Source organism: Streptomyces sp. NPDC052109, assembly GCF_040680195.1.
Taxonomy (GTDB): domain Bacteria; phylum Actinomycetota; class Actinomycetes; order Streptomycetales; family Streptomycetaceae; genus Streptomyces.
The window spans coordinates 72,119-87,307 of sequence record NZ_JBFAWF010000006.1 but is presented as its reverse complement, the minus strand read 5'-3'; the positions used below and the strand labels follow the sequence as shown (position 1 = coordinate 87,307).

Annotated in this window: 9 protein-coding genes; 5 read left to right on the top strand and 4 right to left on the bottom strand. The window is 71.9% G+C overall.

The window, feature by feature from the left end:
- Positions 1–57 precede the first annotated feature (57 nt).
- The 4 genes from AB0L59_RS15120 to AB0L59_RS15105 form a co-directional block, all read right to left on the bottom strand.
- Entirely contained in the window at positions 58–1,662 is a 1,605-nt protein-coding gene (locus AB0L59_RS15120) for an NAD(P)/FAD-dependent oxidoreductase (protein WP_365582947.1), read from the bottom strand.
- A 1-nt stretch (position 1,663) separates the two neighbouring features.
- Positions 1,664–2,374 carry a hypothetical protein gene (locus AB0L59_RS15115; protein WP_365582944.1) on the bottom strand — a complete coding sequence of 237 codons (711 nt, stop codon included), beginning with the start codon at positions 2,372–2,374 and terminating at the stop codon, positions 1,664–1,666.
- 100 nt (positions 2,375–2,474) lie between these two features.
- Positions 2,475–8,813, bottom strand: coding sequence for a type I polyketide synthase (locus AB0L59_RS15110; RefSeq protein WP_365582941.1), 6,339 nt, complete (start codon positions 8,811–8,813; stop codon positions 2,475–2,477).
- Positions 8,806–10,230 (bottom strand): cytochrome P450, encoded by a 1,425-nt coding sequence (locus AB0L59_RS15105; protein ID WP_365582938.1) that lies wholly within the window; start codon positions 10,228–10,230, stop codon positions 8,806–8,808. Before AB0L59_RS15105 ends, AB0L59_RS15110 begins: the two co-directional genes overlap by 8 nt.
- A gap of 458 nt (positions 10,231–10,688) precedes the next feature.
- Here AB0L59_RS15105 and AB0L59_RS15100 point away from each other — a divergent pair, with 458 nt between their 5' ends.
- The 5 genes from AB0L59_RS15100 to AB0L59_RS15080 all read left to right on the top strand — a co-directional run bounded on the left by AB0L59_RS15100 (position 10,689) and on the right by AB0L59_RS15080 (position 15,110).
- The gene (locus AB0L59_RS15100; protein WP_365583558.1) at positions 10,689–11,636 is read left to right on the top strand and encodes an alpha/beta hydrolase; all 948 of its coding nucleotides are present in this window, start codon (positions 10,689–10,691) and stop codon (positions 11,634–11,636) included.
- Between the two features lie 126 nt (positions 11,637–11,762).
- Positions 11,763–12,233 (top strand): MarR family transcriptional regulator, encoded by a 471-nt coding sequence (locus AB0L59_RS15095; RefSeq protein WP_365582936.1) that lies wholly within the window; start codon positions 11,763–11,765, stop codon positions 12,231–12,233.
- Positions 12,230–13,726 (top strand): MFS transporter, encoded by a 1,497-nt coding sequence (locus AB0L59_RS15090; RefSeq protein WP_365582933.1) that lies wholly within the window; start codon positions 12,230–12,232, stop codon positions 13,724–13,726. Before AB0L59_RS15095 ends, AB0L59_RS15090 begins: the two co-directional genes overlap by 4 nt.
- Positions 13,723–14,319: a cysteine hydrolase gene (locus AB0L59_RS15085; RefSeq protein ID WP_365582930.1), complete on the top strand. Its 597-nt coding sequence runs from the start codon at positions 13,723–13,725 to the stop codon at positions 14,317–14,319. The genes AB0L59_RS15090 and AB0L59_RS15085 overlap by 4 nt, the downstream gene beginning before the upstream one ends.
- A gap of 167 nt (positions 14,320–14,486) precedes the next feature.
- Positions 14,487–15,110: a DedA family protein gene (locus AB0L59_RS15080; RefSeq protein WP_365583556.1), complete on the top strand. Its 624-nt coding sequence runs from the start codon at positions 14,487–14,489 to the stop codon at positions 15,108–15,110.
- Positions 15,111–15,189 lie beyond the last annotated feature (79 nt).

Here is a 15,189-nt window from a genome sequence, read left to right as displayed (position 1 = left end):
GTCAGCTCGGTGGTGACCGGGACCTGCGCGTCGCGGTCGTGGCCGGGACCTGGTGTGTCAGGCCCCGAGACGTGTCAGGGCGAAGCCCTGGTAACCGCCCGCCGCGACCTCGGCGCACGTCCGCGCATAGGCCGGGAAGCCGACGAATGGCATGAACACACGCTTCTTGCCGGGGATGTTCGCGCCGAGATACCAGGAGTCGCAGGAGGAGAACAGGGTCCGGCCGGCTACCTCGTTGACGCGGAGCCCCCACGCCTCCTCGGCCTCCCGGGTGGCCTCGATCGCGCTGATGTCGTTGTCGGCCAGGTACTTCAGGCAGTCCCCGATCCAGGTCGCGTGCTGGTGGATCGCCACCAGCATGTTCGTCAGCACCGACGGGCTGCCGGGGCCCGTCATCGTGAACAGGTTCGGGAAACCGGGAACGCCGAGGCCCAGATAGGTGCGCGGACCGGCCGCCCACATCTCCTTCAGCGGCAGTCCGTCACGCCCGCGGATGTCGATGCCGAGCAGTGCGCCCGTCATGGCGTCGAACCCGGTGGCGAAGACGATCACATCGAGCCCGTGGGTGCCGGCCGCGGTGCGCAGTGCGTCCGGGGTGATCTCCTCGATCGGAGCCGAGGCCACGTCGACGAGGTGCACGTTCGGCCGGTTGAAGGTCTCGTAGTAACCGGTGCCCACGCAGACGCGCTTGCAGCCGACGGGCTGCTTCGGCGAGAGCAGTTCCGCGACGTCGGGGTCCTGGACGATCTGGCGGATCTTCCCGCGGATGAAGTCGGCGACCAGCTCGTTGGCGGCCGCGTCGGCCATGAGGTCGCCGAAGGAGCGCAGCAGCAGTGGCCCGCCCAGTCCCCAGAAGTACTCGAAGGCGGCCTCGCGTTCGGCGGCGGAGACGAGGAAGACCGAGGACGGGTTGGTCGGGTACCGCGACAGGCCGGCCGTCGCCATCGCGTTGTTGCGCGCCCGGAATCCCGCGTAGTCGGCCTTGACGGCCGCCTGCAGCCCGGGGTCGAGCGGCTGGTCGCGGGCGGGCAGCGTGTACGCGGCCGTGCGCTGGAAGACGTGGAGCTCCTTCGCCTCCTCGGCGATGGCCGGGATCAGCTGCACGCCGGACGAGCCCGTGCCGACCACGCCGACGCGCCTGCCGGACAGTTCGACCGGCTCGTGCGGCCAGCGGGCGGTGTGCAGGATCTCGCCGGAGAACGTCTCCCTGCCGGGGATGTCCGGCAGGTTGACCGAGGACAGGCACCCCGTCGCCAGGACGACGAACCGTGCCACCGCCTCTTCCCCGGCCTCGGTGCGCACCGTCCACCGGCAGGCCGGCTCGTCGTACGTCAACGCCACGACGCGGGTGTCGTACTGGATGTCGCGGTCCAGGTCGAAGCGTTCCACGACGTGGCCGACGTAGCGCAGGATCTCGGGCTGGGAGGCGTAACGCCGGGTCCATTCCCAGTCCTTCTGCAGCTCCTCGGAGAACTGGTAGGAGTATTCGAGGCTCTCCACGTCGCAGCGGGCGCCCGGATAACGGTTCCAGTACCAGGTGCCGCCCGCCCCGCCGCCGGCTTCGAACACCCGCACCGTGAGGCCGGCTTCGCGGACCTGGTGCAGCATCTGCAGGCCCCCCAGGCCGGCGCCCACGACGACCACGTCGAAACTGTCCGTCATCTCAGAGCTCCACCGGAAGGGCCGCGGCGGGGACTTCCCGGTGCTGCCCGGCGCCGGAGCGCTCCCATCGGGTGGCCGCGACGCTGGCCAGGCAGATCCAGAGAAGGACCAGGAAGAACGGTCCGTACGTGATCAGACCGCCGGGTTCGAGGGGGCCGTCGGGGAAGACCAGCGGCACGCCGCCCAGCACCTGAAGGACCAGCGCGACCATGCCCAGCGGCTTCAGCCAGCCCGGCCAGCCCGCCGCCGGCCGCATGCTCCACGACCCCGCCGCGACCATGACCGCGGCGGGCAGGACGTTGAACATGAAGCCCAGGACGTACGCGTCCGAGAACGCCCTCAACAGGGCGTGCGTCGCGGGGTCTTCGGCCCAGACCGAGAAGATCTGGAAGAGCCCCAGGAACACGGTCGCGAAGGTGGCCCAGGCGGTGCCCGCGGCCAGCATGATGATCGGCAGCGGGCTGTGCGGCACCTCGCGGCGGAGCCGGGCGTACGCGTAGCCGAGGAACCACAGCGCCGCGAGCAGCGCCAGCCCCGCCATGAACTGGTAGACGTAGCCGCGGGTGGCGTGGGTGGCGTAGAAGGTCACGATCTCGTCCTCGGACGAACCGAAGGCGGGGATCGGCGGCAGTACCGGGATCGTGGCGAGGAGCACCAGCAGACTCACGATTCCGGTCGCCGCGTGCGGCGCGTGGGACGGTTGTTTGACCACAGGGGGATCCCTCCGGTGTGCGCTGGGATGACGACTCCCGTCGGCGGAACCGGTGAGGGGCGGTTCCGCCGACGGCAATCAGCGGGAGGCCGGCGTCGGGCTACCGGGCCGTCTCGAGGTTGAGCCGGTCGATGATGCGTGTGGCGAGGGCGGCCAGGCTGGAGTCCTGCCGCATCTGCTTGGGCGTGATGCGCACATCGAATTCCCTGCCGATGCGTGTGCTCAGCTGGAGCGCCATGAGGGAGTCGAGGCCGTAGTCGGTCAGGGACAGGTCCGGGTCCAGGCCGGCCGGGTCCACCCGGAGGATCTCGGCCGCCTGCTCGGTGAGGTGCCGCTCCAGGAAGACCTGGCGGCCGGCGGGGTCGGTGAGCCGCAGCTCGGCGAGGACGGCCTGCTGGGCGGTGTCCGCGGTGCCTTCCGCGGTGCCGCCGGCGGGGATCGCCGCGAAGAAGGGGGAGCCCATCTTCTGCGCGAACATCTTCTGCCAGGCCCCGTCGAGGATGGCCAGATAGCCCGCGCGGGCCCGGTCGTGGCGCAGCAGGGTGTCGCAGGCGTTGATGCCTTCGTCGGGGGCGATCATGGCGTGGCCGCTCTCGGCGAAGAAGGTGCCGCGTCCGACCTCTTCCCAGGCTCCCCAGTTGACGCTGAGTGCCGGGAGCCCGTGGCCGCGCCGCCAGACGGTCAGGCCGTCGAGGAGCGCGTTGGCGGCGGCGTACGAGGCCTGGCCGGGGAACCCGAGGAGGCCGGAGGCGGAGGAGAAGCCGAACCACCAGTCGAGGGGCAGGTCACGGCAGGCCTGTTCCAGCCGCAGCGCTCCTCGTGCCTTGGGCGCCCAGACGCGCTCGACCTGGTCCTTGTCGAGGCTCGTGATCGCGGCGTCGGCGATCACCGCGGCGCCGTGGACCACGCCGCGCAGCGGCAGACCGCTCGCGGTGGCGGCCCGGACGAGGTCGTCCGCGGTGCCGGGCACGGCGATGTCGCCGAGGACCACCTCGATGTCGGAGCCGGTGGCGCGCAGTTCCTGGATGACGGTCTCGGCGTCCTGGGAGGGCGCGGAACGGCCGTTGAGGACGATGCGGCCGGCGCCGGCACCGGAGAGCCAGCGGGCGAGCAGCAGGCCCAGTCCGCCGAGTCCGCCGGTCACGACGTAGGCGCCGTCGCCGCGGACGACGGGCACCTGGTCCGGCCGGACGACGGCGCGGCCCTCACCGTCCCGCGGGAGCGCAAGGACGATCTTGCCGATGTGGTCGCCGGCGGCGAGTGTGCGGAAGGCCGTGGCGGCTTCGTCGAGCGGGTGGACGGTGTGCGGCGGGGCTTGGAGCGCGCCCGTGGCGAGGAGGTCGTGGACCTCCCTGAGGACGCCGCCGAGGTAGTCGTGGTCGAGCACCCCGAGGTCGATGCTGTGCAGTGAGATGTTGCGGCGGAAGGGGTAGAGCCCGATGCGCGCGTCGGCGTAGATGTCCTTCTTGCCGAGTTCGACGAAGCGGCCGCCGATGCGCAGCAGATCCAGTCCGGCCCGCTGGGCGGCGCCGGTGAGCGAGTTGAGCACCACGTCGACGCCCTCGCCGCCGGTGAGTTCGCGGATCTCGTCGGCGAAGCGGGTGGATCGGGAGTCGAAGACGTGCTTGATGCCGAGGTCGCGCAGATACCGTCGCTTGGCCTCGGTTCCGGCGGTGGCGAAGATCTCGGCCCCGAAGTGCCGGGCGACGGAGATCGCGGCGAGCCCCACGCCACCGGTCGCTGAGTGGATCAGTATCCGTTCCCCGGCGCCGAGCCGGCACAGCCGGTGCAGGGCGTACCAGGTGGTGGCGTACACGCTGGGGCGTGCGGCCGCCTCCTCGAAGGTGACGTCGCCGGGGATCGCCACCGCCTTGACTGCGGGCACGACCGCGAAGGAGTGGAACGCACCGGGGTGCAGCGCCGCGACCCGGTCGCCGACCCGGTGCGAGGTGACGTCGTCGCCGACGGCGGTCACGGTGCCGGCGCAGTCGAACCCGAAGGGCATGGGCTCGCCGTCGATGGTCTTGTACAGGCCCATCGCGTTGAGCACGTCGGCATAGTTCAGGCCGAACGCCTCGGCCTTGATCTCGATCTCCCCCGGGCCGGGCCGGCGCCGTCCCGCGTCGACGAGTTCGAAGCTGCCCAGATCGCCCGCGTGCCGTACCGCCAGCGCGTAGCCGTCGTGTCCGTGGCGGATCCGCCGTGTCTTGCGGTCGTCCTCGTGGAGCGGCGCCACCTTGAGCCGTGCGACGTACAGGTCGCCGTGGCGCAGGGCGATCTCGTCGGCGTCCGTGCCGGCGCACAGCGTGGCGGCCAGCTGTCCGGCCGTGGTGTCGGTGTCGACGTCGACGCTGACCACGTCGAGTTCGGGGTGCTCGTGCCCGATCACTCGGCACAGACCGCGCAGGGGCGTCTGTTCCAGGTTCGTTCCGTCGCCGTCGTGGACGGGTTGGGCGTCGCGGGTGACCACCCACAGGCGGGGTGTGCTGGTCTCGGTGCGCTCGGCCAGCAGGCTCACGAGCTGCACCAGCCGGTTGACGCGGCGTTCGGCCCGGTCGACGGCGGCCTCGTCGGCCACGCCGGTCGCGGGCGGGCACAGCAGCACCAGGCCGTGCAGCGGCTCTCCGGCCGGCCGGTCGTCGAGCGCGGCGGCGAGGTCCCGGTCCGTCCCGGGGCTCGCTCCGACGGCCAGGTGGGCGCAGCCGGTGTTGGTGGCGAGGGTCGCGGTGAGTTCGCGGAGGAATGCCTCGGGACCCGCGTCGTCCTCGGTCACGACCAGCCACCGCCCGGCGGGCTGCTGCGAAGCGGGCTGGACCCGTTCCCAGTCGAGGGCCAGCAGCCGTTCGGCGAGCCGGCGGTCCTGGGTGGCCAGGCGCACCCGCTCGATCTCGGCGAGCACATGGCCGTCCTCGTCGAGGAGCGTCACATCGCCCACGGCGAGGTGCTCGTCGAGGTGGCGCAGCCGGGCCAGGCAGTAGCGCCCGTGGTGCGGATCGCCGTACACGCGCACGGAGCCCGCCCCGACCGGGAACGCGTCGCGGAGCAGCGCCGGATGAGCGGCCAGGGCCTGCAGCAGGCCGTCGATCAGCACCGGGTGCATGCCGTAGGAGTTCAGGTGCGCGCGCACCCCGGCGGGAATCCGGATCTCGGCGAGGACCGACTGCTCGACACCGGCGTCCTCGGACAGGTGCAGCGCGGTGAGGGCGGCGAACAGCTCGTCGTGTTCGACGCCCGCCGCCTGGAACTTGGCGTAGGCGTCACGCGGGTCGAGGGTCCCGGGGTGGCGTTCGAGGAGTTCGGCCGGGTCGCGGCGGTCCGGCCGGGTCAGGGTGGCACGGCGCAGCGAACCGGTGGCGAGGCTGGTCGGTTCATCGCCGTCGCGGCGGGTCAGGGCCTCGAACCGGACCAGGCCCTCGGCGACGGGGCGTACCCGGGTGGACACCACGGTGTCCTCGTCCAGGGGCAGCATCTCGTGGAGGGTCAGGTCGGTCACCTCGACCGTGTCCGCGCCCTCCGGCTCCGTGCCGAAGACGGTGCGGGCGGCGCTCAGGGCCATCTCGCAGTACGCGGCGCCCGGCATGACCGGCCGGCCGTGGACGCGGTGGTCGCCCAGCCAGCGCAGCTCGCGGCCGCCGACGCGCACCTGCCAGTGGTGCTCGTCGTCGCTGTCCACGGGCCGCAGGTGCGCGCCGAGCAGCGGATGGACGGCCGCGTTCGACGAGCCAGGCCGCTGTACGGCCGTGGCGAGGACCCCGAGGTCACGCCCCGCCCACACCGGGAGGGGGACGTCGGCCAGGTCTCCGGTGGGGTATTCGCGTTCCCAGTCGACGGGAACACCGGTGCAGTGCAGGCCGGCCAGCTGGGGCAGCAGCCCGTGCCGGGCGTCCTGGTCACGGCGGAGGGTGGGTACGGTGATCGCGTCCCGGCCGATGGCGTGGGCGGTCTCGGTGACCGCGTGGGTGAGCAGCGGGTGCGGGGAGACCTCGACGAACACCCGGTGTCCGTCGACCACGGCCGCGTTGACGGCGTCGGCGAACCGCACGGGCCGGCGCAGGTTGCTCACCCAGTAGCCGGCGTCGAACGCGGCCGGTTCCTTCGGGTCCAGTACGGTGCCGTAGAACGGGACGGTCGGCTCCACGGGGGTCAGGTCGCCCAGGCGCGCGCCCAGGTCCGCAAGGATCGGATCGACGTGCGGGGAGTGTGAGGCGTAGTCCACGGCGATCTGACGGGTGTGCAGGTCACGGGCCTCCCAGCCGGCGATCAGCAGGCGGATCCGCTCGGGGTCGCCCGCGACGACCGTGGAGCCGGCGGAGGCCACCACCGCGACGCCGACGTCCTCGACGCCCTCGGCGGCCAGCTCGGCCTCGACCTGTTCGTGGGGGAGTTCGACGGTGGCCATGGCACCACCGCCGGCGATGCGGGTGAGCAGCGAGGACCGGCGGCAGATCACCTTGGCCCCGTCGTCGTAGGACAGTGCGCCGGCGACGACCGCCGCGGCCACTTCGCCCAGGGAGTGCCCGATCACGGCGGCGGGTTCGACACCGCGCGCCCGCCAGGCCGCGGCGAGCGCCACCTGCATCGCGAAGATGGTGGGCTGGACCCGCTCGATCCCGGTTACGGTGGTTTCGCCGACCAGTTCGGCGCGCACGGAGAAGCCCGCCTCCCGGGCGATGAGCGGCTCGAGTTCGTCGATCGCCGCGGCGAACGCGGGTTCGCTGTCCAGCAGCGCCCGGCCCATGCCCGCCCACTGGGAGCCCTGTCCGGAGAACAGCCAGACCGTGCCGCCGCCGTGGGTGCCGACGGAGCCCGCCACGATGCCCTCGCCGGCCTGGGACGTGGCGGCCAGTTTGAGCCGGTCGACGAGCTCGTCCCGGGTGGAGGCCAGGACGACGAGGCGTTCCTTGCGGTGGTCGCGGCCACGGGCCAGCGTGTAGCCCACATCGCTCAACGGCACCGACGCACCGTCGCCGGACAGCCACTGATCCACCCGTTCGGCGGTTTCCGCGAGGGCCTCCGGCGTGCTCGCCGACAGCACGTACGGCCGTACCCGCTCTTCGTCCGGGGGCACGGTCCCGGTCTCGGTCGCCGCCGCCGCGGGCCGCGCGGCGGCCGTGGAGGGGCTCGCGGTGTCGGGGGCCTGCTCGACGACGACGTGGACGTTGGTACCGCTGAAACCGTAGGAGGAGACCGCGGCCAGTCGCGGTACGCCGCTCACCGGCCACTCCTCGAGGGCGGTCGGCACGAACAGCCGTGTCCCGTCGGGGGAGATGTCCGGGTTCCACTCGTTGAAGTGCAGGTTCGCCGGTACGTGGCCGTGGCGCAGCGCCATCACCGTCTTGATGAGGCCGGCCACCCCGGAGACCGACTCGGTGTGACCGATGTTCGTCTTCACGGAGCCGACCGCGCACGGCTGGTCACCGGCGCCGTAGACGGCGGCGAGCGCCTTGAACTCCACCGGGTCGCCGGTCGGTGTGCCGGGGCCGTGCGCCTCCACCAGCCCCACCCGGGCGGGGTCCACGCCGGCCGTGCGCAGTGCGCGCCGCTGCACGGCTTCCTGCGCCGTCGCCGAGGGGACGACGATGTTGTCGGAGCGTCCGTCCTGGTTGGCCGCCGAGCCTCGGATGACGGCGAGGACCCGGTGGCCGTCGCGTATCGCGTCGTCCAGCCGCTGCAGCGCGACGACCGCGCAGCCCTCGCTGCGCACGAACCCGTCGGCGGCGGCGTCGAACGCGGCGCACCTGCCCTGGGGCGACAGCATGGACCACTGGGAGAACAGCACGCCGACCTCGGGCCCGATCATCAGCATCGCCGCACCGGCCAGGGCCAGGTCGGACTCACCGGTGCGCAGGCTCTGGCAGGCGAGGTGGACGGACAGGAGACCGGAGGAGCACGCGGTGTCCACGGCCACGGAGGGGCCGTGGACACCCAGCAGGTACGACACCCGGCCCGCGCCGACGGAGTGCGCGTTGCCCGTCATCACGTACGGGTTCTCGATCAGCGCGTCGTCCATCGTCCGCAGCAGGTAGTCGTGGTGGGCGAGGCCCAGGAAGACGCCCGTCTGCGAGCCCGCCAGGGACGCCGGCGGAATCCCGGCGTGCTCCAGCGCCTCCCAGGACATCTCGACCAGCAGGCGGTGCTGCGGGTCCATCGCCTCGGCCTCGTACGGCGTGATGCCGAAGCTGCCCGTGTCGAAGCCGCCGATCCGGTCGAGGAAGCCGCCCCAGCGGGACACCGACTTGCCCTGCACCCCGGGCTGCGGATCGTAGAACTCGTCGGCGTTCCACCTCTCCGGCGGGACCTCCCGGACCGCGTTGCCGCCGCGTTCGAGCAGGCGCCACAGCGCGTCGGGGGAGTCGACTCCGCCGGCGAACCGGCACCCTATGCCGACGATCGCGATCGGGTCGGCGGCGGGCAGTTGCTGGGTGGCTCGGCTAGACATGGGAAAGACCGCCTCCCTGGTTGGCGACCGCGGTGACGGTCATCGGCAGACTGTTGGGGCGCGGCATGGCCGCCGCCACGCGGCGCACGGAGTGGCCGGGAACCGGGGCGAGCCGCCAGCGGCCGAGGATGGTCGCCAGTGCGATCACCGCCTCGGCCTGGGCGTACCCCTCGCCGATGCAGCGGCGGTTGCCGGCGCCGAAGGGGATGAAGGCGTCTCGCGGGGGCAGGCTCTCCCGGTCCGCCAGCCACCGCTCGGGTTCGAACCGGTCCGGCTCCGGGAACGGGCGGTCGTCACGGTGGAGGTCCAGCTGGCTGAACATCACGTCGGCACCCGCGGGGAGCTGTACTCCGCCGAGGACGACCGGCTGGGTCGCGCGCCGGAACAGCATCAGCAGCGAATACCGCCGCAACGCCTCGTTCACCACGGCACGGGTGTAGGCGAGGGCGGGGAGGTCGCCGTACGCGGCCGGCCGGCCGTCGAGGACGTCGTGCAGCTCGGCCCTCAGCCGCTGTTCGACGGCAGGGTTCCGGGCGAGTTCGTGGCACGTCCACGCCATGGTCGCGGCCGTCGTCTCGGTTCCGGCCATCATGATCGAGACGAGTTCGTCCCGGATGAGCTCGTCGCTCATCCCCTCCCCCGTCTCCGGGTCACGTGCCGCGCGCAGGTGGGACAGCAGGTTGCCGCCCTCCACGCCATCGGGGTGATCGCTCTGCACGACCGCGTCGACGGCCGAGCGGAGCCGCCCCGCCGCGTCCAGGAAACGCCTGTCGAAACCGCTGACCCGGCACAGCCAGGCCGGGAGCACCGTCCTGGCGACCATGCCGCGGGTGAAGATCGGCAGCGAGTGGAGGATGTCCGTCACCACGGACCGGGGCAGCCGACCGGAGAACATCGACCGGACCAGCGTCGTCAGCGTCAGCTCGACCATGGCCTCGTCGACGGCGACGCGCTGACCGGGGCGCCAGGAATCAGCCAGTTTCCGAGCCTCGCCGCTCATCGTTTCCGCGTAGGCCCTGATCATGTCCTTGTGGAACAGGGGCTGGATGATGCGCCGCTGACGACGATGCAACTCGCGTCCTGACGCCAGCAGTCCGTTTCCGCTCAACGGGTGGACGGCCTCGTACACCATTCCCTTGTCGAAGTAGCGCGCATTCTCCACCAGGACGCTGTGGGCGAGCCGAGCCGTGGTGAGAACGTAGATCGGGCGCCGGCCAATATGGATGAGGACGATGTCACCGCGACGGCGAAGTGACTCGAAGAACGTGAACGGATCCCGCATGAGTGGCCACACATGCCCGACCATGGGCAGGCGACCCGGTGCGAGCGGGGCGGCCCGTGGGGGGCTTTCCTGCTCTTGCCCGCTCCCGCTGACAGGACACGTCGGCGCCGGCTTCGCCGGCCATTCGTTGCTCATTCGTACCCCTCCGGCCGGATCAGGGCCTTCGTTAGCCGTGACGCCGGTCCAGGTCGGTTCGGAGAACTGGACGTCGCCTTGCTGACTTTCAGGGCTCTCGAGAGTGTCGCCGCGCGCCGTCGCGCATACGACGGCGACTGGTGCGCTTCGTGCGTCACGTCCGGACTCACCGTGATCACGCCCCGGCAAAAGCCGAATCAGCTCAACGCCGGCAGCACCAATGCGTCATTGAGCGCGTTTTCCGGTCAATGCCGATGTGCCGTCGGCCTCATTCATGAAATCTCCCTCGGGCCGCCTCGGTTCTACCGTAGGAACTCCCACGACGGGGATTGCGGGGGTGACAGCTAGATGCCATCCCACCGGCGGCCACGGCGGCGATGAGGGACTCCGCCGTAAATCCCGGACGGCGGCTTCCCAAGATCACATCACGTACGCTCGGGGACATGGTTGAGCATCGAATGGTTGATGTGAACGGTATTCGGCTGCACATCGCCGAACAGGGCAACGGCCCCCTCGTGGTACTCCTGCACGGTTTCCCGGAGTCCTGGCACTCCTGGCACCGCCAGCTCGGCCCGCTGGCAGAGGCGGGCTTCCGCGTGGTCGCACCCGACCAGCGGGGATACGGGCGCAGCGCCCGTCCCGAGGCCGTCGACGCGTACACCATCCTCCACCTGGTCGGCGACGTCGTGGGGCTGATCCGGGCGCTGGGTGAGGAGAAGGCGTACGTCGTCGGGCACGACTGGGGCGCACCGGTCGCCTGGCACACCGCCCTGCTGCGGCCGGACATGGTGCTCGGGGTGGCCGGCCTGAGCGTGCCGCCGCCGTTCCGGGGGAACCAGCCCCCGCTGGCCGCCATGGACAAGATGTTCGGCGGCCGCTTCTACTGGAACTACTTCAACCGCCCCGGTGTCGCCGACACCGAGTTCGCTCGGGACACGCGCACCACTCTGCGGAAGTTCCTCTTCTGGGGTTCCGGCGACGCCCCCCACGCCGGCGACGGCACGCAGCCACTGGTCGACCCCGACCGCGGCTGGCTCGCGGACATGGCGGACCCCGACGTACTGCCGGAGTGGTTCACCGAGGACGACCTCGACGCGCTCACCGAGAGCTTCTCCGGGGGCTTCACCGGGGCGCTCAACTGGTACCGCAACCTCGACCGCAACTGGGAACTGACCGCGGCGTGGCACGGCACCGTCGTCAGCCGGCCCGCGCTGTACGTCTACGGCGACCGCGATGTCGTGCCCGCCTTCCCCGGCACGCCCGAACTCATCGCGAAGCTCCCGGACCTGATGCCCAGTCTGGTGCGCGAGCCCCTCAGGCTGTCCGGCTGCGGGCACTGGACCCAGCAGGAGCGCCCGGAGGAGGTGAACGCGGCCCTCCTCGACTTCCTGAGGGCCTGCCACTGAGCCCGGCCCGGCACCCGCGGCGCACGGGCCGGGCTCTGACCTGGGCCGACGGTCCGGCCGCACTCTTCCCCGAGAAATTCGACAAGCAACTTGGCAAAGTTCCTTGTCGAGTTTTACGCTGGGGTCATGAACACGAACCCCAGGCCGCAGCAGAGCACTGCGACCGCGCAGCGTCTCAACGACGCGATGAAGCGGCTGCGCGCACGCCTGCGCGCGGAGTCGGGGCAGCATGCGACCGGCCTGACCCCCACCCAGCTCGGGGTGCTGGCGAGCGTGGTGCGTGAGGGTCCGGTCACCGCGGCACGGCTGGCCGCTCTGGAGCACGTCAGCCCGCAGTCCATCGCGCAGAGCCTCGCGGTGCTCAAGGCCGCCGGGCTGGTCCACGGCGAGCCCGATCCGCAGGACGGCCGCCGGAAGCTGATGAGCGCCGATCCGGCCGCCACCGACCTGGTCGCCAGGCTGCTCGAGGGCCGCGCGTCCTTCCTGGCGCGCGCCATCGACCAGGTCGTCGCCCCGGACGAGCGCAAGGACGTGGAGAAGGCCATCGAGCTGCTGGAACGTTTCGCCGCAGCGGACCTGAGTGACGGCTCCATATGAAAACCGGCGCTCCCCGGACCCAGTCACCGGCCCGCGAACTCCCCCGCAAGCCCTTCGCCTGGACGTTCACCGTCCCGCTCTACGTGGGCGCCGGCCTCAACCCGGTCAACAGCTCCGTCATCGCGACCGCCCTGGTGCCCATCGCCGACGACCTGCACGTCCCGGTGGGCAGCACGGCCGTGCTGGTCTCCTCGCTCTACCTGGCCAGCGCCGTCGCCCAGCCCACCGCCGGCAAACTGGCGGAGGTCCTCGGCGCACGTCGGGTCTTCCTCACCGGCATCGTGCTGGTGCTGCTCGGTGGCCTGGTCGGCGGTCTCGGCCAGAACCTGGCGATGCTGGCCGTCGCCCGGGTGCTGATCGGCATCGGCACCTCGGCCGCCTTCCCCTGCGCGATGGTGCTGATCCGGCGCCGTGCCGAGTGGGCGGGTCTGCAGGCTCCGCCGGGCGGGGTGCTCGGCGGCATTGCCGTCGCCGGCATGGCGACCGTCGCCGTCGGCCCGCCGATCGGCGGGCTGCTGGTGGGTGCCGCGGGCTGGCGCTCGGCCTTCCTCATCAACGTCCCGGTCACCGCGATCGCGATGGCGATGGCCATGCGCTGGCTGCCCAGGGACCCCGCGCTCGACCGCCGGGACAGCGGTCCGCGCCGGATCGCCGACCGGATCGACCTGCCCGGCATCCTCGGCTTCGCGGTGTCGATGAGCGCCCTGGTCATCTTCCTGATGGGGCTGCCGCGGGCCGAGTGGATCGCGCTCGCCGTCTTCGTCCTGGTGGCCGTCCCCACGATCGTATGGGAACTGCGCAGGAGCGCGCCCTTCTTCGACTTCCGCGGTCTCGCCGCCAACGGCGCCCTCGCCCGCACCTATCTGCGCCAGGCGCTCACCCTGCTCGGCGTCTACTCCGTGATGTACGGGATGACCCAGTGGATGGAGGCCGCCCACGGGATGTCCACCGTGACGGCGGGCCTTCTGCTGCTGCCGATGGGCGCCGTCTCCGCGCTCCTCTCCCAGCCGCTCGCCAGCCGCAACCTGGTGCGCGGGCCGCTGATCGTCTCGGCGGTGACCATGCTGCTCGGCGCGGCCGGCATCATGCTGCTCACCTCGCACAGCCCGGCGATCGCGATCGTGCTGGTCACCCTGGTCTTCGGCGTCACCTCGGCCGCCACCACCGTCGGCAACCAGACCGCCCTCTACCTCGCCGCGCCGGCCGACCAGATCGGCACCGCCTCCGGACTGTTCCGCACCTTCGGATACCTCGGCACCATCACCTCGGCCGTGATCGGCGGCATCGTCTTCCACGACGGCGCCACTGACCACGGCCTGCACATCCTCGGCCTCGTGCTGAGCGCGGCGGGCATCGCCGCCCTCCTGCTGACCGCCCTGGACCGACGCCTGATGCGCCGCGAGCCGGGCGGGCGGAGCGACACGGCCGGATCCCCCGACCCTCGCGACAGCCGCGAGAACCCCCACCAACCCGACCAGGAGAACCCCTCGTGAGCACGACCCCCCTCCCCGCCATCGACCCGAAGCGCACCGCCCTGCTGGTCATGGACTTCCAGAACGGGATCGTCCCGCTGGCCCCCGACGCCGACGCGCTCGTCGAGCGGGTCAAGGGCGCCATCGCCGACCTCCGCACCGCGGGCGGCACCATCGGCTACGTCCGCGTCGCCTTCACCGAGGACGACTGGTCCGCGGTTCCCGAGACCAACAAGTCCTTCAGCGCCGTGGCCGCGGCGAAGATGCTCCACCACGAGGACCCCGCCACGCAGATCGACCCGCGGATCGCGCCCGAGGACGGCGACATCGTCGTACGCAAGATCCGCTACGGCTCGGCCTCCACCACCGACCTCCACCAGCAGCTGGGCGACCGCGGCATCGACACCCTGGTGCTCGCCGGAATCAGCACCAGCGGCGTCGTCCTGTCCACCCTCATCGACGCCGCCGACCGCGACTACCGCGTCCTCGTCCTCTCCGACGGCGTCGCCGACCCGGACCCCGAGACCCACCAGGTGCTGCTCGGCAAGGTGTTCCCCTCCCGGGCCCACGTCGTCGACACCGCCGAGCTGCGCGAACTGCTCCGCTCGGCCTGACCCCCGCCCGGCCCCGGTGACCCCGGCCACCGGGGCCTTCGGGTCGCCGCCCACGGCGTGGCGGCCGGCCGTGGAGAGCGGAACCGTCCCGAGCCGGGCGGTTTCCGGGTACGCGGGTGATGCTGGTGAGCGAGTATCCCTGCGAGCAGCCCAGGAGGCTCGGCCAGGTGACAGCCGTCAACCCGATGAACAGCGCCTCTGTGCTGGCCGCCTTCGGCGCGATCGGCGTCCTGGTGGTGATCTTCGCCGAGTCGGGCCTGCTGGTCGTCGGGTTCTTCCTGCCCGGTGACACCCTTCTCTTCCCGGCCGGGGTGCTGTGCGCGGGCAGCGCGCACCAGCCGCCCCGGCTGGCGTTGTGGCAGGTGCTGCTGTGTGCGGCCGTCGGGGCGGTGGCCGGCGGACAGGTCGGCTATCTGATCGGCCGGCACGGCGGACGGGCGCTGCTGGCCCGCACCTCCCGCCAACGGCTGAAGGCGGCGGCCGCCCGGGCCGAGCAGCTGCTCGCGCGGTACGGCTATCGAAAGGCGCTGGTCATCGGCCGGTTCGTGCCCTTGCTGCGGACGGTCCTGCACCCCGTGGCCGGCGCGCTCGGAGTGCCGGCGCCGATCTTCACGCTCTGGCAGACCGTGGGCGGGATCCTGTGGACGCAGGCGCTCGTCCTCGCCGGCTACACCCTGGGGGCCTCCGTCCCGGCGGTGGACGACTATCTGCTGTCCCTGGTCGCCGCGGTCGTCGTCCTGTCGATGCTGCCCCTGCTGATCGAGGCCCGACGCGAACGGCGGCGGCGCTAGGCCCTCTCGTCGAACTCCCGTCGTCCGCCCGGAAGGCGGGCCTCGCGGCGCCAGGTGCGTGCTCTCGGCGTGCCGGGCC

What these genes read in the sequence shown, in the direction of transcription:
- AB0L59_RS15090 (WP_365582933.1), top strand. Translation starts at nt 12,230, where the DNA reads ATGAAAACCGGCGCTCCCCGGACCCAGTCACCGGCCCGCGAACTCCCC.
- AB0L59_RS15105 (WP_365582938.1), bottom strand. Translation starts at nt 10,230, where the DNA reads ATGAGCAACGAATGGCCGGCGAAGCCGGCGCCGACGTGTCCTGTCAGC.
- AB0L59_RS15110 (WP_365582941.1), bottom strand. Translation starts at nt 8,813, where the DNA reads ATGTCTAGCCGAGCCACCCAGCAACTGCCCGCCGCCGACCCGATCGCG.
- AB0L59_RS15100 (WP_365583558.1), top strand. Translation starts at nt 10,689, where the DNA reads ATGGTTGATGTGAACGGTATTCGGCTGCACATCGCCGAACAGGGCAAC.
- AB0L59_RS15120 (WP_365582947.1), bottom strand. Translation starts at nt 1,662, where the DNA reads ATGACGGACAGTTTCGACGTGGTCGTCGTGGGCGCCGGCCTGGGGGGC.
- AB0L59_RS15095 (WP_365582936.1), top strand. Translation starts at nt 11,763, where the DNA reads ATGAACACGAACCCCAGGCCGCAGCAGAGCACTGCGACCGCGCAGCGT.